This window comes from Zavarzinia aquatilis (assembly GCF_003173035.1).
GTDB lineage: Bacteria > Pseudomonadota > Alphaproteobacteria > Zavarziniales > Zavarziniaceae > Zavarzinia > Zavarzinia aquatilis.
The window spans coordinates 187,230-203,974 of record NZ_QGLE01000004.1; the positions used below are offsets into that span (position 1 = coordinate 187,230).

Below are 16,745 nucleotides of genomic sequence, written 5' to 3' on the forward strand. Positions count from 1 at the left end.
GAAACGATCCCTTGCCGCCCCGGGGGATTTTTCCCGTCGCCGTCGGTGCCAATATCGGTACCAACAGCGAATGAGGAGACACCCCCATGACCCGCAATGATATCCGCCCCGTGCGCCACCTGATCCGGGGCGAGCGCACCTCCGATGGCGCCGGCGTCCGACTGACCCGCCTGCTCGGCCACGAGACGGTGGAGGCGGCGGACCCCTTCCTGATGCTCGACCATTTCGATACCGAACGGGCGGACGATTACATCGGCGGCTTCCCCAGCCATCCCCATCGCGGTTTCGAGACCGTGACCTATATGCTCGACGGGCGGATGCGCCATGGCGACAACAAGGGCCATTCGGGCGTCATCGCCAGCGGCGACGTGCAGTGGATGACGGCGGGCAGCGGCATCGTCCATTCCGAAATGCCGGAACAGGAAGAGGGCCTGATGCGGGGCTTCCAGCTCTGGGTCAATCTGCCGGCACGGGACAAGATGACCCCCGCCCGCTATCAGGAAATTCCGGCGGCGACGATCCCGGTGGAAACCCGGGGCAATGGCACCCGCGTCAAGGTGATCGCTGGCGCGACCGGTGAAGGCACGCAGGGGCCGATCGACTCCGGCGCGACCGAGGCGCGTTTCCTCGACATCCGCCTCGCTCCCGGCGCCCGGATCGAGGAAGCGGTGCCCGCCGCCCTCAACGCGCTTCTCGTCGTCTATGACGGCGCCATCGTCGTCGGCGAGGTCGAGAAGGTCGCCGCGGTCAATGTCGCCATCCTGGGCGAGGGCGGCCGCGTCGCCTTCGAGAACGCAGGTCGCGTGGAAGCGGGCGTGCTGCTGATCGCCGGCAAGCCGCTGAACGAGCCTATCGCGTGGGGCGGCCCCTTCGTCATGAACACGCGGGACGAAGTGATGCAGGCCGCCCGCGACTATCAGGCCGGCCGCTTCTGAGGGGGGGCCACCTCTCCCCGTCCCTCTCCCCCCTGAAGGGCGGAGCGGGGGATTGAGCCCTCTCCTCCCGGGAGGAGAGGGTTGGGTGAGGAGGGAAACGTCGCCGGTAGACATTGAGGTATTGGACCCTTTCCTCCCCATTCCGAACGAGCTAAGCAGCCTGAAACGGAGGAGAGACCATGCCCGCCCTTGATCGCCGCGACCTCGATTTCCTGCTGCAGGATGTGCTCGATCTTGACGCGCTGTTCGCCCGCCCGCGCTTCGCGGAACACGACCGGGCGAGCGTCGCCGCCATGCTGGATACCGCCGAGCGGCTGGCCGACGATCATTTCGCGCCCCATGCGGCCAAGCTCGACGCCAACGAGCCGACCTTCGACGGCGAGACGGTCCACATCATCCCCGAGGTGAAGGCCGCGCTCGACGCCTATTGCGCCGCCGGCTTCATGTCGGCCCATGCGGATTACGAGCATGGCGGGATGCAGCTGCCCCACACGGTCTCGATGGCGTCGTCGGCGATCATTTCCGCCGCCAATATCTCGACCGCCGGCTATCCCTTCCTGACCCGGGCCGCCGCCAATGTCATCGCCAAATTCGGCACCGAGGAGCAGAAGGCGACCTGGCTCGGCGCCATGCTCGAAGGGCGCTATTTCGGCACCATGGCGCTGACCGAGCCGGGCGCGGGATCGGGCCTCGCCGATCTGAAGACCCAGGCCGTGCAGGTAGGCGATGGAACCTATCGCATCACCGGAAACAAGATCTTCATCTCGGCCGGCGAGCATGGGCTGTCCGAGAATATCGTCCATCTCGTGCTGGCCCGGATCAAGGGGGCGCCGGCCGGGGTGAAGGGTATTTCCCTCTTCATCGTGCCGAAGATCCTCGGCGACGGCACGCGGAACGACGTCCGCCTCGGCGGGCTCATCCACAAGATGGGCTATCGCGGCACGACCTCGACCATGCTGAATTTCGGCGAGGCGGGTGGCGCCACCGGCTATCTGCTGGGCGAGGCGCACAAGGGCCTGTCCTACATGTTCCACATGATGAACGAGGCGCGGGTCGGTGTCGGCCTTGGCGCGGCCGTCATCGGCTATGCCGGCTATCGTGTCGCCCTTGATTACGCGAAGACCCGTCTGCAGGGGCGCCCGCCCGCGGCCAAGGACCCCAGCCTGCCGCCCGTGCCCATCATCGAGCACGCCGACGTGAAGCGGATGCTGCTGGCCTCCAAGTCCTATGTCGAAGGCGCGCTGGCGCTGTGCCTGCTGGGCGCCCGCCTCGTCGACGACAGCGAGACGGCGGAGACGCCGGAAGCGCGAAGCCGGGCCTTCCAGCTGCTCGACCTGCTGACCCCCATGATCAAGTCCTGGCCGTCGCAATGGGGGCTGGTCGCCAATGATCTGGCGATCCAGGTCCATGGCGGCTATGGTTACACGCGGGAATATCCGGTCGAGCGGCTGTGGCGCGACAATCGCCTGAACCCCATCCACGAGGGGACTTTCGGCATCCAGTCCCTCGACCTGCTCGGGCGGAAAATCTTCGCCGATCAGGGCAAGGCTCTGGCCCTCCTCGCGGAGGAGATGTTGAAGACCATCGAGGCGGCGCCGCCCGCCTTCGCGGAGGAGGCAGGGGCCCTCGCCAATGCCATCGCCCTCGTCTCCGAGACGGTCGCCGTGCTCGGCCGGGCCGCCGCCGGCAACCGGCTGGACGAGGCGCTGGCCAATTCGGCGGTGTTCCTCGAATTGCTCGGTCATGTCGTCGTCGCCTGGCTGTGGCTGCGTCAGGCCAGCGTCGCCGAGGACAAGGCTGCGGGCGCGACCGGCGATCTCGCCGCCTTCTATGACGGCAAGCGCCGGGCCTGCCGCTATTTCTTCCGCTGGGAGCTGCCGAAGATCAGGCCGCAGGCCGAATTGCTGCAGAGCCTGGACCAGACCTGCGCCGACATGCCCGTCGCCGCCTTCGGGTGATCCGGTAGGGACTGGGCATCGTAGAAGGAATACGGCGCGGGAGAGATGCCCCCCTTTCGCGCCGGCCGCAGGTACGGCGGCTCAGTGACACTCCCACCTGCCCCGGGGAGTGAGTGGACCCGCCTCGTCGGCCTGCCCCTTCGGCCGGCGAGGCGGCTTTCCACCGGCCCGAAATCCCGGCGGCTGACCAATGCGCATCCCTGTGAAACATGGCGCCGCCCCCGGACGAAACACCGGACAGGAGGACCCCCGCCATGTCTCTGCCCCTGATCCGCGCCCGCCTGTTCCTGCTCGCATTATTCATCCTCGCGCCCCTGTCGGCGCGGGCCGAGGTCGCCTGGCGCGACTGGTCCCCGGCCGCTTTCGACGCGGCGCGGGCTGAAAGCAAGCTGGTCCTCCTCGATCTCGAAGCGGTCTGGTGCCACTGGTGCCATGTGATGGACGAGACGACCTATGCCGATCCCGCGGTGCAGGATTTGCTGGCACAGCGTTTCGTCGCGGTGAAGGTCGATCAGGACAGCCATCCCGATCTGTCCCGCCGCTACGAGAACTGGGGTTGGCCGGCGCTGATCGTCTTCGACGCCGAGGGGCGGGAACTCTGGCGCTGGCGCGGCTATCTCGAACCGGTGGCTTTCGTCGGCACGCTGGCCGGTCTCGCCGACAGCCCGCAGCCGCTGGCCGAGAGCGGCTTTCGCGCCCTGCCGCCGGGTGCCGCCGAGGGCGGCCTGCCGCGCGCGCTTCTCGCCTCGATGGAACGGCGCTTCGCCTTCGCCTATGACGCCGGGGTCGGCGGCTGGGGCGGGCCGCACAAGTTCCTGCAGGCCGATGCCCTCGATCACGCGCTGTCCGCCGCCGTGGACGGCGACGTCATCGCCGGCCGCATGGCGCGGGAGACCCTGACGGCTGCCCTTGCCCTGGTCGATCCGGTCGAAGGCGGCATTTTCCAGTATGCGGTCGGCGCCTGGAATGCGCCGCATTACGAGAAGATCGCCGGATCGCAGGCGGCGGCGCTGCGCCTCTTCGCGGCGGGCGCGGCCTGGACCGGGGACAAGGCTTACGCCGATGCCGCGCGCGCGGTCGCGCGCTATGCCTCGACCGTGCTGTCCGATCCGGCCGGCGGGTTTTTCACCAGCCAGGATGCGGACCCGGATGTCGCCGCCGGCATGACCGGCAAGGATTATTATGGCCTCGACGCCAAGGGCCGCGCGGCCATGGCGCCGCCCCGCATCGACCGCAATGTCTATGCCAGCGAAACCGGGCTGATCGCCGCCGGCCTTGCCGAAGCCGGGGCCGACCTTGACGACGAGTCGCTGATCGGCCGGGCCAAGGCGGCCGGGCACTGGCTGATCGCGGCGCGGCGGCAGGGCGACGGCAGCTTCGCCCATGGGGAGCGGGACGCGGGCGGGCCTTTCCTGCCCGACACGCTGAACGCCGGCCTCGCCTTCGAGGCGCTCTACGCCGCGACCGGCGAGCGCGTGTGGCTGGCGGCGGCGACCGATGCAGCTGCTGCGCTGCTGCGCCATTTCGCGGATCCCGCTGGCGGTCTTGCCAATGCCGAGGTGACGCTGGTCGCCGCCGGGCCGGTCGGCCGGCCCTTCTTCCATCTCGACGACAATGTAACGGCGGCGCGGCTCTTGCTGCGGCTGCATCACCAGACGGGGGACGCTGCCCTCGGCGCGGCAGCGCGGCGCATCTTCGCCTTCCTCCAGCATCAGGAGGCGGCGTCACCCGGCAGTTTCTGGCCCGGCCTGCTGGTGCTCGACGGCGAGGCGGCGGCTGAGCCGCTGCATGTCGTCGTCACCGGGCGGCGGGGCGAGAGCGCGGCACTGTTCGCCGCGGCGCGGGCGTTGCCCCGGCCCTGGAAACGGGTGGAACTTTATGACGCGGCGGAAGGGCCGCTGCCCAATATCGCGGTGACGCTGCCCGATCTCGGCCGGCCGGCCGCCTTCATCTGCACCGCCACCACCTGTTCCCTGCCGGTGTTCGAGCCGGCAGAGATCGCGCAGACGGTCGAGCGCCTGTCTCAGCCGACGAATTGAGCGCGGGCGTAGCCCTGGAAGAACAGCAGGCTGGTCAGATTGCCGTGATCGACCCGGGCGCGGGCGGCGGCGGCGACCTTGGGCTTGGCGTGGAAGGCGACGCCAAGGCCCGCCGCCTCGATCATCGGCAGGTCGTTGGCGCCATCGCCCACCGCCAGCGTCGCTTCCGGCGCGACGCCATGGCGGGCGGCGAGGCCGCGTAAGGAGTCCAGCTTGGTATTGGCGCCGCAGATCGGCTCGGTCACCGTGCCGGCGAGGGCGCCGTCGGCGATTTCGAGCACATTGGCCTTGTGCTCGTGAAAGCCGAGATGGGCGGCGACCCGGCTGGTGAAGAAGGTGAAACCGCCGGAGACGAGGGCACAATAGGCGCCGTTGGCGGCCATGGTCGCGATCAGCTGGCGGCCGCCTTCGGTGAAGCGCACCCGTTCCTCGAAACAGGTCTGCAGCACGCTTTCGGGCAGGCCCTTCAGCTTGGCGACGCGGGCGCGCAGGGCGGATTCGAAATCCAGCTCGCCGCGCATGGCGCGTTCGGTCACGGCGGAGATTTCCGCCTTCAGCCCGGCGAAATCGGCCAGTTCGTCGATACATTCGACCGTGATCATGGTCGAATCCATGTCCGCGATCAGCAGGCGCTTGGCCCGGCCCGCCGCGTCCTGCGCCAGACGGTCGGCCGGCAGCCCGGCGAGGGCGATATCGGCGATCTTCTCGGCGGCGAGGGCGGACAGCCCGTCGAAGGGCAGGTCCAGGGCTTCCCCGGCCGAAAGCCAGACCGGCTCCCCGGCTTCGGCGCCGGCTTGCGTCAGGGCGAGGGCGAGGTCTGCGCCCAGGGAATCGGGCAGGGGCGCTTCGACAGGGTTGCCGATCACGGTCAGGACGTGGTTCATCGGGGCGAAATCTTCTCGGGAACGCATGAATTGGCCGTCACCGTACTGATCGCCGGGCCGACCGCAAGCGGCAAATCCGGGCTCGCCCTTGCTCTTGCCGCAAGGCTGGGCGGGGTGATCGTCAATGCGGATTCGATGCAGGTCTATGACGGGCTGCACATCCTGACCGCGCGGCCGGCCCCGGCCGACGAGGCGAAGGTGCCGCACCGTCTCTATGGCGTGCTGCCGCCGACCGAAGCCTGTTCGGCGGCGCGCTGGCAGGCGCTGGCGACGGCCGAGATCGCGGCGATCCATGGCGAAGGGCGCCCGGCCATCGTCGTTGGCGGCACCGGGCTCTATTTCCATGCGCTGGTGAACGGTCTCTCCGATATTCCGGCCATCGACCCGGGCATTCGCGCCGGCCTCGTCGCCCGGCTGGCGCGGGAAGGCGCGCCGGCCCTGCACGCGGAACTCGCCGGTGTCGACGCTGATCTGGCGGCCCGGCTGAAGCCCGGGGATTCCCAGCGCATCCTGCGCGGGCTCGAGGTTCACCAGGGCACCGGGCGGCCGCTGTCGTCCTGGCAGGCGCGGGCGCCCGAAGCCGCCGCCGATCTCGGCGACCTGCACAGGCTGGTGGTGGCACCACCCCGGCCCCTGCTGCTCGGGCGCATCCGCCAGCGCCTCGAGGCCATGGCGCAGTCAGGCGCCATCGCGGAAGCGCGGGCCTTCGCCGCCCGCGACCTCGATCCGTTGCTGCCGGCAGCCAAGGCGATCGGCCTGCGGCCCTTCGCCGCCCATGCCGCGGGACAGCTTTCCCTCGACGAGGCGATCGGCCAGGCCGACATCGAGACCCGGCAATATGCCAAGCGGCAGATGACCTGGGCGCGCGGGCGCATGGCCGATTGGCACTGGCCCGATGTCGCGCAAGAAACGGAAAGTTTGGCAGAGGATATCGCACAAAAAATTCGCCAACAGGGGTTGACGACGCAATCTTGAACGATTAGGTTGCCGGCTCCGCGCCCCACGGGCGCGGTTTTGCTGTTTATTGGCCTCTCGCTCGCATTTGCCAAGCGGGCGCCGGCCGGATCGAGGAAGGCATAGTGTTATGGCGCAGAATATGATGACCGGCGCGGAGATGGTTCTCAAGGCCCTGGTCGATCAGGGCGTAGACACGATCTTCGGTTATCCGGGCGGCGCGGTACTCCCCATTTACGATGCCCTGTACCAGCAGGAAGACATCAAGCATGTCCTCGTCCGCCAGGAAGGTGGCGCGGCCCATGCGGCGGAAGGCTATGCCCGCTCGACCGGCAAGGTCGGCGTCCTGCTCGTCACCTCTGGCCCGGGCGCGACCAACGCGGTCACCGGCCTGACCGACGCGCTGATGGATTCCATTCCGCTGGTCTGCATCACCGGCCAGGTCCCGACCCATCTGATCGGCAACGACGCCTTCCAGGAGGCGGACACCGTCGGCATCACCCGGCCGTGCACCAAGCACAACTGGCTGGTCAAGGACATCAAGGATCTCGCCCGCGTGCTGCACGAGGCCTTCTATGTCGCGCGCAGCGGCCGGCCCGGCCCGGTCGTCGTCGACCTGCCGAAGGACATCCAGCTGACGACCGGCCTCTATACCCCGCCGGCCAATGTCCAGCACAAGTCCTATCGCCCGCAGGTCAAGGGCGACCTGAACAAGATCCGCGAGGCGGTCGAGCTGATCGCGGCGGCCGAGAGGCCGGTGTTCTACACCGGCGGCGGCGTCATCAATTCGGGGCCGCAGGCGTCGCAGCTGCTGCGCGAGCTGGTGCGCATCACCGGCTTTCCCATCACCTCGACCCTGATGGGTCTTGGCGCCTATCCGGCGTCGGACAAGCAGTGGCTGGGGATGCTGGGGATGCACGGCACCTACGAGGCCAATCATGCGATGCATGATTGCGACCTGATGATCTGTGTCGGCGCCCGTTTCGACGACCGCATCACCGGCCGGGTCAGTGCCTTCTCGCCCAACTCGAAGAAGATCCACATCGACATCGACCCGTCGTCGATCAACAAGAACGTGCGGGTCGACCTGCCGATCATCGGCGACTGCGGCCATGTCCTCGAAGACATGATCAAGGTCTGGAAGTCCAAGCAGTACCGCCCGAACCGCGCGGCGCTGGAAGCCTGGTGGAAGCAGATCGACGAATGGCGCGCGCGCGACTGCCTGCGCTATCGCCCGTCGAGCGAGATCATCAAGCCGCAATACGCGATCCAGCGCCTGCACGCCCTGACCAAGGGGCCGAACACCTACATCACGACCGAGGTCGGTCAGCACCAGATGTGGGCGGCGCAGTTCATCGGCTTCGAGGAACCGAACCGCTGGCTGACCTCCGGCGGTCTCGGCACCATGGGCTATGGCCTGCCGGCGGCGATCGGCGTGCAGATGGCCCATCCGGACGCGCTCGTCATCGACGTCGCGGGCGAAGCCTCGATCATGATGAACATCCAGGAAGTCGCGACGGCGATCCAGTATCGCCTGCCGGTGAAGATCTTCATCCTGAACAACCAGTACATGGGCATGGTCCGCCAGTGGCAGGAGCTGCTGCACGGCAACCGCTATTCCGAAAGCTACATGCACGCGCTGCCGGATTTCGTGAAGCTGGCGGAAGCCTTCGGCGCGGTCGGCCTGCGCTGCGAGAAGCCCGATGCCCTCGACGACACGATCAACGAAATGATCGCGATCAGGCGGCCGGTCATCGTCGACTGCCGGGTCGACCAGAAGGAAAACTGCTTCCCCATGGTGCCGTCGGGCGCCGCGCACAACGAGATGATCCTCGGGCCCGAGGACGAGGCGCATCGCGACATCTCGGTGGAAGGGATGGCGCTGGTATAAGGCCCGGCGCCGCCTCCCGTCTCGTCGCCCCGGCGCAGGCCGGGGCCTCGTGACGAGGGCGCCCCGGCGTCGAAAGATCCCGGCCTTCGCCGGGATGACGCCGAGCGCAAGGAAACAGGGCGGCCCAAAGATTTCCCAACCGACGAAATTCGAGCTATAAGCCCCGCCAGCCGGGGAAGAAGAGGGCGAAGTGGAACCGATCCGCAGCCATACCATTGCCGTTCTGGTCGATAACGAAGCGGGTGTCCTCGCCCGCGTCATCGGCCTGTTTTCCGGCCGTGGCTATAATATCGACAGCCTGACCGTCGCCAAGGTCGAGGATTCGCGCAATCTCTCGCGCATTACCGTCGTCACCTCGGGCACCGAGATGGTGATCGAGCAGATCAAGGCCCAGCTCGACCGCCTCGTGCCCGTGCACAAGGTCCAGGACCTGACCATCGACGGCCCCTCGCTCGAGCGCGAACTCGCGCTGATCAAGGTGGTTTCGACCGGCGAGAAGCGGGTCGAGGCCCTGCGCCTCGCCGATGCCTTCCGGGCGCGGGTGCTCGACAGCAGCACCCAGTCCTTCGTCTTCGAGATCACGGGCAATACCTCGAAGATCGACGCTTTCATCGACCTCATGCGGGGGCTCGGCCTGGCCGAGCTGTCCCGCACCGGCGTCGTCGCGATCCAGCGCGGCACCGGCGCACTCTGAACAGACAAACACAAACCACAAGGACGAGACCCATGCGCGTCTATTACGATCGCGATGCCGATGTGAACCTGATCAAGGGCAAGAAGGTCCTGATCGTCGGCTATGGCAGCCAGGGCCATGCCCATGCCCTGAACCTTCGCGACTCGGGCGTGAAGGATATCGCCGTGGCGCTCCGCGCCGGCTCGGCCACCGCGAAGAAGGCGGAAGGCGAAGGCCTGAAGGTCTATACCCCGGCGGAAGGCGCGGCCTGGGCCGACGTCGTCATGATCCTGACCCCGGACGAGCTGCAGGCGAAGCTCTACAAGGATGACCTCGAAGCCAATCTGAAGCAGGGCGCCGCCCTCGTTTTCGCCCATGGCCTCAACATCCACTTCAAGCTGATCGAGGCCCGTCCGGACCTCGACGTCTTCATGATCGCGCCGAAGGGCCCCGGCCACACCGTGCGTTCGGAATTCGTCAAGGGCGGCGGCGTGCCCTGCCTCGTCGCGGTGCATCAGAACGCCTCGGGCAATGCCCTCGAAATCGCGCTGTCCTATGCCTCGGCGGTCGGCGGCGGCCGTTCGGGCATCATCGAGACCAGCTTCAAGGAAGAGTGCGAGACCGACCTGTTCGGCGAGCAGGCCGTGCTCTGCGGCGGCCTGACCGCCCTGATCAAGGCCGGCTTCGAGACCCTGGTCGAGGCGGGCTATGCCCCCGAGATGGCCTATTTCGAGTGCCTGCATGAAGTGAAGCTGATCGTCGACCTGATCTACGAGGGCGGCATCGCCAACATGCGCTACTCGATCTCGAACACGGCGGAATACGGCGATTACATCACCGGCCCCCGGATCGTGACCGACGAGACCAAGAAGGAAATGAAGCGCGTCCTCGACGACATCCAGTCGGGCCGCTTCACCCGCGACTGGATGCTGGAGAACCAGGCCGGCACGCCGTCCTTCAAGGCGACCCGCGCCATCCAGGCCCAGCACCCGATCGAGGAAGTTGGCGGCAAGCTGCGCGCCATGATGCCCTGGATCGCCAAGAACAAGCTGGTCGACAAGGCCCGCAACTGATCGGACGCATCGGGGCCGCGCCGGACGCGCGGCCCCGCACGCGGCGTAAAATTCCGACTCCCGACTTGCAAGATCGCGCGTTTGGGGTCATCTATTGCGTCATGCACCTGCGCCGGTCGCAGGTACAGGATTCACATGAACGTGGAAGGACTGTGGTGCGCAGGGTCGACGTGACCCAGTCTGCATGGATGGTCCCCGCGCTGTCAGACGGAGACCTTACATAGCCCGCCCACCCTATCCCCAGGCCATTCCCGACAAGGGCGGCCCGCGCATCAATGACCAGATCACCGTGCCCCGCGTCCGCCTCATCGACGAGACCGGCGAGAACCGCGGTGTCGTGACTTTCGCCGAAGCCCTGCATCTCGCCGAAATGGCCGGTGTCGACCTGGTCGAGATTTCGCCCAACGCCGATCCGCCGGTGTGCAAGCTGCTCGACTACGGCAAGTACAAATACGAGGCCCAGAAGAAGGCCGCCGAAGCGCGCAAGAACCAGAAGGTCATCGAGATCAAGGAGATCAAGATGCGCCCCGGTATCGACCAGCACGACTATGACGTGAAGATGCGGGCGATCCGGAAGTTCTTCGAAGAAGGCGACAAGGTGAAGGTGACGCTGCGCTTCCGTGGCCGCGAGCTCGCCCACCAGGACCTCGGCATGAAGGTGCTGCTCCGCGTCCGCGACGAAACGGAAGAGATCGCCAAGGTCGAACAGATGCCCAAGATGGAAGGGCGTCAGATGACCATGGTCATCGCGCCGAAGTAACCGGCCGCCAACCGCCACATCGAAAGGCCACGAGCCACGGGCTCGTGGCCTTTCGTTTGTTACTCGGACCGTTGCACCCGCTCGATCTCCCGGCATTTCGATGGCATCGGTGGGCGGGTCGTGGGTCACGGGGGCGACCGTGACCATGTCCCGGCTGGCGACGATGGCGCAGGGGCGGTCCTTTATCCCATCTTCCGCGCCGCGCTCGTATTCCCGGTGCCATAAATAGGCGTGGGAAATCACAAGGCCCGGACGAGGCGCCGGCAGGCTCACGGTTTCCAGTCTTCGATGAACTCGTCGAGCGAGGCGAACTCCGACGACACTCCGCTGTCCGCGATGGTCATGATTGTCGCCTTGTCGAGGTCTTCGATCTTGCGGGCCACCCGGCCTTTCAGCGCGGTCTCGAACAGGGCGGCCGAGATCAGGACCGTATGGGCGCGGCCGTTGCGGGTGATCGACACCGGCTCGCGCTGGGCCATATCCTGATAGCGGCCGACATTCTGCTGGAACTCGGTGGAGCTGATTTTCACGGCCCGTCACCCCTCATCTATATTGTCGAGAATAGATAAAGGCAGCGTCATGGCAACGGCCTCAGCTGTAAGCGGTGATCGCAACCTGGCCATTGCCACAAGGTAGTTGCAATGTCAGACTACTCGTCATGCCAGCACTTGAAATAATTTCGTCGGTTGCGTCCACAGTGATGTCGACGGTGGTCGCCACCGTCGCACTCGTGTTTAGCTATCGACAAAATGTTGGGTGGCGACCAGTGGTGCTTGCGACAGACAGCAGTTTGAGTAGCACGAGCGGCTCACATTTGTTCAAGTTTTCTGTCACTATCGAGTTCTGGAATAGACGAAAATATCCCGTTGCCCTGAGGTCTTCGCGAACAAAAGTGACGGGATTAGATATTTTCGATGAAAATTCCGGGGTCAAAGATGATAAATTTGTTGAGAATAACATTGTTTATCAAGAATTTGGAGCTATCGTTGAGCCCAGCGCATCGCATCGATTTGTGATCGAAGTCTTGTTCGGCGAGCAATGTATGGATGCTATGCGTCCATTGTTTGACGTGACCCTTGAGGTATTCGATCCTCATAGAAATAGGCGGAGGGAATTGAAAATTTCTCATAAGATCTTTTATCCAGATTTAGGTTGGAAGAAGTCAGAAGGCGAGCGGCGCGCCGCAGCGGAAGCTTATGAGATAGGCAAGAGCCGTAATGCGTTTGAAGACGTTCTGGATATGATTCAACAGGCGGATAATGACCAAAAAAACCAAGTATAACCGGCTGTAGCCCGTTAGCTGTTAGCCTCGCGGGCCTCACGCCCTCGCCGCTATACTGAACTTCTCTACCAATTTGTCCGTCTTAACTTGATGCAGGCCGCTTACAGAGAGCCGACCCAGCGGGCCGCGAAGTCGAGCATGTAGAAGGTCAACATGCTGGCCGAGAGGCCGCCCGCGACGGTCTGGGTCAGGCTCCAGACCCGGTCGTTCCGCTCGTCGAGGAAATACCAGATCGGGAAACTGGCGATGAAATAGACGGCGTAGATGGCCGAACCATAGGCCAGCATCACGTCCATCTTCTGGTAGTAGAAACTCTGGGCGATCAGCGGGTTGGCCATCGCCTTCGTTTCCATGAAGGCCCAGAAATAGCCGATGCCGAAGACGAGCAGCGGGAACAGCAGGACCCCGCCCGGCAGGGCGCGCAAGCGGCGCAGCACGATGTTGGCCGTCGCGTGATAGGTCATGAAATAGACGTGGGTATAGGCATACATGATCAGCGGCACCTTCTGCTGGCCGCTGCCGACGAGGGCGGCGTCGAGATTGGTGGTCGCGTTCGGATAGACATAGACCATGCCGAGCACGTCGAAGAAATATTCCGAGCCGAAGTAATTGCCGAAGAAGCCGAAGACGATCAGATAGAGGTTGGCCTTGAACCAATAGGCCCGGTGCCACGGCTTGTCGGTGTAACGCCTGGCGATCAGGGCGGGGACGGCGAGTGCCGGCAGGGCGGTGCCGAAGGCATGGAGCAGCAGGGCGGTATCGCCGAAGGTGCGATCCCAGCCCGTCACCATCATCATCGCCATCGACGCCATCCAGAGCGGCGAATAGGCGAGGAAGAACTTCTCGACCCAGGCCTTGTCCGGATTGGCGGAAAACCAGCTGCCCGCCATGGCTCAGCGCCCCATGAGGGCGATGCGGGCGATCGCGAAAGTGTTGCGCAGCTTCTGAAATCCGGACAGTTGCGGATGCAGGCGGCGATGGCCGGGCAGCAGCTGGCCCTTGGCCTGGCGGTGGATCTTCTCCTTCACGACGGGCGAGAGCACACCGGCCCCCGCGAGCTGGAAGAAGCAATCCTTGGCATTGCCGAGGTCGAAGAAATCGCGCTGCCACTGCCATTGCCAGTTGCCGCCATATTCGAACCACGAGCCGCCGATGCCCTCGATCTCATAGAAGCTGCCGTCGGGCCGGCGATAGGGGGCGCGCTGCTTCCAGAAGCCGATGATGGTGCCCCGGCTCTCGTCGATGATGATGTCGTGATAGGGATATTCCCATTCCTCGAACCCCTTCATCTGGTAACCGATGGCGATATCCTCGATCTCCTTGCGGCCGGTGGCGACGAATTCCTCGTTCGGGCCGATGTTCCAGGAATAGATGGCATGGTCGGCATAGAAGGGGCCGAGATGCCTGGTCCAGTCGCCGGCCTTTTCGGCGTCGACATTGGCCTGCAGCCAGCGCTGCATCATCTCTTCCAGTTCGGCGCGCGGATAGGCGCGGTTCGGCGGGGTGATCGAGGCGACGCGCTTGTCGGACATGGGTTCTCCTCCCTTTTTCTTGTGTTCAGGCCGCCAGCCGGCCGGCGAATTTGGCGTCGAGGTGACCTTCGGCGACCAGCCAGCGGATGGTGTCGCCGAAGGTCTCGGCGCCGCTGCGGAAATCCCGGCCCATGCGGCCGAGAATGCGCGCGGACGAGGCTTCGGCCCATTCGGTGACGTAACTCATGGCTTCACCCGAGACCTGCGTCTCGAAGGGCACGAGTTTGCGCAAGGTATCGACGAAGCCGCCCATGGCGCGCAGCACGGCGCCGGGCAGGCGCGGCGCGGCGATGCGCCGGCCGGTCAGCGTCTGGAGCAAGCCGTGGAACTCGGCCCAGGGGTAATAGCGGCCGCCGACGATGAAGCGCGCCGCCTCGAAATCGCCCTGCGGCGGGTTCTCGAGCAGGAAGCGATGGGCATCGGCGAGATCGCGGACGTCGATCGCCTGAAGCCCGGTCGAGGTTTGCGGCACCACCTTCACGAAGGACGTGACGCCATGGTTGGCTTCCGACAGCTTGGGATCGTCGGGGCCGAAGATGCCGGCGGGATAGGTCATCTGGACCGGCCGGCCCTCGGCCTGCATGCGCCGGACATGCTCGTCGCAATCGCGCTTCGAGCGGGCATAGGCATTGGCCGGCCGGCCGAGCGGCGTCGATTCGTCGATCCGCGTGACGCCCTTCTGGAACAGCACCGACAGGCTGGAGACATAGAGGATGCGCTCCACCCCCTGCCGGCAGGCGGTGCCCAGCACGGCGTCGATCCCGGCGAGATTGTTGCGGTAAATCTCCTCCGCCCGCTTGGGATCGACCGAGACCAGGGCGGCGGCGTGGAACACCGCGTCGCAGCCCCGCATCGCCTTGTCCATCAAGGCGGCGTCGCGCATGTCACCCGCGACGATGTCGTCCGGCACCGGGCCGAAGCGGCGGAAATAGCGGCGCAGCGCCTCCGGATCGCGGGCCAGCAGGCGCAGCTCGTGACCCGCCGCGAGCAGGGCGCGCGCCGTGTGCGCACCGACGAAGCCGGTGGCGCCGGTAACGAAAATCTTCATGGCCGGGCCCTGCTCAGTGCCGCTCGATGCGCAGCGCCGCGTTCGGGCAATAGAGGACGGCGGACTGGACCTTTTCCAGTTCTGCTTCGGTCACGGCTTCCTTGAGGATGCGGAGGGTGCCGTCGGCGCCGACGCGGAAATGCTCTGGCGCCTCGCCCATGCACATGGCATGGCCCTGGCACAATTGCCGGTCGACCGCGACGGTGATCGCCGGGCGCGCGACCGGGGCGGCCTCCGCCTTCCGGTGGGCCGGGCATTCGGGCGGCGGCTCCGCTGCCTCCACGGGCCGCGCGGGCGCGGCGGCCGCGGCCCGGCGGCGATAGCGCACGCGGCAGGGCGACTTCGGCTGCACGATCATGTCCGAGTAATTGTCGACGTAGCTCTCGGGCGTATCGACCAGCTCGAAATCATAGCGGCGCAGCAGCACGGCGAAGATCGCCTTGATCTGGAACAGCGCGAAGGCATTGCCCGAGCATTTGTGCTTGCCGCCGCCAAAGGGCTGATAGGCCATCAGGTTGCGGTCTTCCCGCCGCTCGGGCGAGAAGCGGTCGGGGTCGAAACGCCCCGGGTTGCTGAACAGGCGCGACAGGCGGTGAGTGACCGGCGGGCAGGCCCAGACCATGTCGCCGGCCTTGATCGTGTAACCCTTGAAGGAAATATCCTCCATCACCTTGCGCATCAGGATGATCAGGGGCGGGTGCAGCCGCAGCACTTCCTTGACCACGCCTTCCAGTACCGGCATCTCGCGCAGCGAGCCAAAGGTGACGGCGCCATCCGCGCCCAGCAGACGGTCCAGCTCGGCCTCCGTCCGGCCGAGGATGTCGGGGTTCCTGAGGAGTTCGAGCAGGACCCAGGCGGCGGTGCCGGAGCTCGTGTGGTGGCCGGCGAAGATCGCGCCCACGAGAAGCCCGGTGATCTCGTTCTCGTCCAGCGGGGTGCCGTCCTCGTAACGCATGTCGATCAGGGTCTGGAACATGTCGCTGGGCTTGTCGGTCGCCGCCGCGCGCTTGCGGACGATGCCGCCGACCAGTTCCTGCAGGCGTTTCCGTGCCCTGTCGCGGCGACGGAACTTCGGGATCGGCAGATAGGGGAAGTGATAGGCGAGGGGGTGCACGCCTTCTTCGAGGTCGTGATAGATCGCGGCGAATTCGGTGCTCAGTTCGTAGCGGAACTCGCGCCCCAGCAGGCAATGGCTGGCGGTGTTGATGGTCAGCTGCTTCATGAACTCGACCAGCTCGATCTCGCCGCTCTCGCCCCAGGACGCGATGATATCTTCCACTTCCTGCACGATCTTGTGGGAATGGTCGCGCATCGCCTCCATGCGCAGCGACGGCATCAGCATCCGCAATTGCTCGTTCTTCCGCGCGATGGGCGCATCGAACACGAGGCCCTCGCCGAAGATCGGGGTCATCAGCTTGTAGGCCGCCGACTGGTCGAGCTGTTCGTCCGAGCCGCGATAGAACACCTCGCTCGCCTCGTCGCCGGTCAGCAGCACGATGCGCTGGCCCATCAGGGTGAAGGCGGCGATCTCGCCGTGCTCGGACGCGACAGCGGAGACGAAATGATAGGGGTTACGCGCGAAATTCAGCATGTGGCCGAACCAGGGCAGGCCGCCCCGCGCCGTCGGTGGTGTGGCGCCGCCCTTGCGGCCGGCTGTCGCCTGCAGGCTCATTCTTCCCCTCCCCATGCGCGGATGGCGGGGCGGGCGGCTGTTGT

The 16,745-nt window shown here is 65.8% G+C and carries 15 protein-coding genes; 9 read left to right on the forward strand and 6 right to left on the reverse strand.

Features of this window, described 5'->3' with window-relative positions:
- The first annotated feature begins 86 nt into the window (after positions 1–86).
- The 3 genes from DKG74_RS09280 (at position 87) to DKG74_RS09290 (ending at position 4,932) form a co-directional block, all read left to right on the forward strand.
- A complete protein-coding gene (locus tag DKG74_RS09280) occupies positions 87–935 on the forward strand; it encodes a pirin family protein (protein ID WP_109904988.1) in 849 nt (282 codons plus the stop codon).
- Between the two features lie 179 nt (positions 936–1,114).
- Positions 1,115–2,893: an acyl-CoA dehydrogenase gene (locus DKG74_RS09285; RefSeq protein ID WP_109904990.1), complete on the forward strand. Its 1,779-nt coding sequence runs from the start codon at positions 1,115–1,117 to the stop codon at positions 2,891–2,893.
- 254 nt (positions 2,894–3,147) lie between these two features.
- Positions 3,148–4,932, forward strand: coding sequence for a DUF255 domain-containing protein (locus DKG74_RS09290; RefSeq protein ID WP_165837612.1), 1,785 nt, complete (start codon positions 3,148–3,150; stop codon positions 4,930–4,932).
- Here DKG74_RS09290 and serB read toward each other — a convergent pair.
- Positions 4,917–5,843, reverse strand: coding sequence for a phosphoserine phosphatase SerB (gene serB / locus DKG74_RS09295; RefSeq protein ID WP_243404077.1), 927 nt, complete (start codon positions 5,841–5,843; stop codon positions 4,917–4,919). The two genes, DKG74_RS09290 and serB, sit on opposite strands and share 16 nt — an antisense overlap.
- 3 nt (positions 5,844–5,846) lie before the next feature.
- On the opposite strand from serB, the gene miaA reads away from it, so the two are divergent.
- The 5 genes from miaA (at position 5,847) to infC (ending at position 11,167) form a co-directional block, all read left to right on the forward strand.
- Positions 5,847–6,791: a tRNA (adenosine(37)-N6)-dimethylallyltransferase MiaA gene (gene miaA / locus DKG74_RS09300; protein ID WP_109904996.1), complete on the forward strand. Its 945-nt coding sequence runs from the start codon at positions 5,847–5,849 to the stop codon at positions 6,789–6,791.
- 109 nt (positions 6,792–6,900) lie between these two features.
- Entirely contained in the window at positions 6,901–8,661 is a 1,761-nt protein-coding gene (locus DKG74_RS09305; protein WP_109904998.1) for an acetolactate synthase 3 large subunit, read from the forward strand.
- A 190-nt stretch (positions 8,662–8,851) separates the two neighbouring features.
- Positions 8,852–9,355: an acetolactate synthase small subunit gene (gene ilvN / locus DKG74_RS09310; protein ID WP_243404078.1), complete on the forward strand. Its 504-nt coding sequence runs from the start codon at positions 8,852–8,854 to the stop codon at positions 9,353–9,355.
- Positions 9,356–9,387: 32 nt separating this feature from the next.
- Complete coding sequence (gene ilvC / locus DKG74_RS09315) at positions 9,388–10,407, forward strand: ketol-acid reductoisomerase (RefSeq protein ID WP_109905000.1); 1,020 nt, start codon at positions 9,388–9,390, stop codon at positions 10,405–10,407.
- A gap of 184 nt (positions 10,408–10,591) precedes the next feature.
- The gene (gene infC / locus DKG74_RS09320) at positions 10,592–11,167 is read left to right on the forward strand and encodes a translation initiation factor IF-3 (RefSeq protein WP_109905002.1); all 576 of its coding nucleotides are present in this window, start codon (positions 10,592–10,594) and stop codon (positions 11,165–11,167) included.
- 269 nt (positions 11,168–11,436) lie between these two features.
- Here infC and DKG74_RS09325 read toward each other — a convergent pair whose 3' ends face one another.
- Complete coding sequence (locus DKG74_RS09325) at positions 11,437–11,697, reverse strand: type II toxin-antitoxin system Phd/YefM family antitoxin (RefSeq protein ID WP_109905004.1); 261 nt, start codon at positions 11,695–11,697, stop codon at positions 11,437–11,439.
- A gap of 128 nt (positions 11,698–11,825) precedes the next feature.
- Here DKG74_RS09325 and DKG74_RS21485 point away from each other — a divergent pair, with 128 nt between their 5' ends.
- Entirely contained in the window at positions 11,826–12,449 is a 624-nt protein-coding gene (locus tag DKG74_RS21485; RefSeq protein ID WP_133251551.1) for a hypothetical protein, read from the forward strand.
- Positions 12,450–12,550: 101 nt separating this feature from the next.
- Here the strand turns inward: DKG74_RS21485 and DKG74_RS09335 are convergent, their stop codons facing one another.
- The 4 genes from DKG74_RS09335 to DKG74_RS09350 are packed head-to-tail and all read right to left on the reverse strand — an operon-like array spanning position 12,551 to position 16,701.
- Positions 12,551–13,339 (reverse strand): hypothetical protein, encoded by a 789-nt coding sequence (locus tag DKG74_RS09335; protein ID WP_109905008.1) that lies wholly within the window; start codon positions 13,337–13,339, stop codon positions 12,551–12,553.
- 3 nt (positions 13,340–13,342) lie between these two features.
- Positions 13,343–13,981 (reverse strand): hypothetical protein, encoded by a 639-nt coding sequence (locus DKG74_RS09340; RefSeq protein ID WP_109905010.1) that lies wholly within the window; start codon positions 13,979–13,981, stop codon positions 13,343–13,345.
- Positions 13,982–14,006: 25 nt separating this feature from the next.
- Entirely contained in the window at positions 14,007–15,029 is a 1,023-nt protein-coding gene (locus DKG74_RS09345; protein WP_109905012.1) for an NAD-dependent epimerase/dehydratase family protein, read from the reverse strand.
- A gap of 13 nt (positions 15,030–15,042) precedes the next feature.
- Positions 15,043–16,701 (reverse strand): cytochrome P450, encoded by a 1,659-nt coding sequence (locus DKG74_RS09350; RefSeq protein WP_109905014.1) that lies wholly within the window; start codon positions 16,699–16,701, stop codon positions 15,043–15,045.
- Between the last annotated feature and the right edge of the window lie 44 nt (positions 16,702–16,745).

Excerpts from the sequence above, each read along its gene's own strand:
- DKG74_RS09280 (WP_109904988.1), top strand. The coding sequence starts at position 87 with ATGACCCGCAATGATATCCGCCCCGTGCGCCACCTGATCCGGGGCGAG.
- DKG74_RS09285 (WP_109904990.1), top strand. The coding sequence starts at position 1,115 with ATGCCCGCCCTTGATCGCCGCGACCTCGATTTCCTGCTGCAGGATGTG.
- DKG74_RS09290 (WP_165837612.1), top strand. The coding sequence starts at position 3,148 with ATGTCTCTGCCCCTGATCCGCGCCCGCCTGTTCCTGCTCGCATTATTC.
- serB (WP_243404077.1), bottom strand. The coding sequence starts at position 5,843 with ATGCGTTCCCGAGAAGATTTCGCCCCGATGAACCACGTCCTGACCGTG.
- DKG74_RS09305 (WP_109904998.1), top strand. The coding sequence starts at position 6,901 with ATGGCGCAGAATATGATGACCGGCGCGGAGATGGTTCTCAAGGCCCTG.
- ilvC (WP_109905000.1), top strand. The coding sequence starts at position 9,388 with ATGCGCGTCTATTACGATCGCGATGCCGATGTGAACCTGATCAAGGGC.
- infC (WP_109905002.1), top strand. The coding sequence starts at position 10,592 with ATGGATGGTCCCCGCGCTGTCAGACGGAGACCTTACATAGCCCGCCCA.
- DKG74_RS21485 (WP_133251551.1), top strand. The coding sequence starts at position 11,826 with ATGCCAGCACTTGAAATAATTTCGTCGGTTGCGTCCACAGTGATGTCG.
- DKG74_RS09335 (WP_109905008.1), bottom strand. The coding sequence starts at position 13,339 with ATGGCGGGCAGCTGGTTTTCCGCCAATCCGGACAAGGCCTGGGTCGAG.
- DKG74_RS09340 (WP_109905010.1), bottom strand. The coding sequence starts at position 13,981 with ATGTCCGACAAGCGCGTCGCCTCGATCACCCCGCCGAACCGCGCCTAT.
- DKG74_RS09345 (WP_109905012.1), bottom strand. The coding sequence starts at position 15,029 with ATGAAGATTTTCGTTACCGGCGCCACCGGCTTCGTCGGTGCGCACACG.
- DKG74_RS09350 (WP_109905014.1), bottom strand. The coding sequence starts at position 16,701 with ATGAGCCTGCAGGCGACAGCCGGCCGCAAGGGCGGCGCCACACCACCG.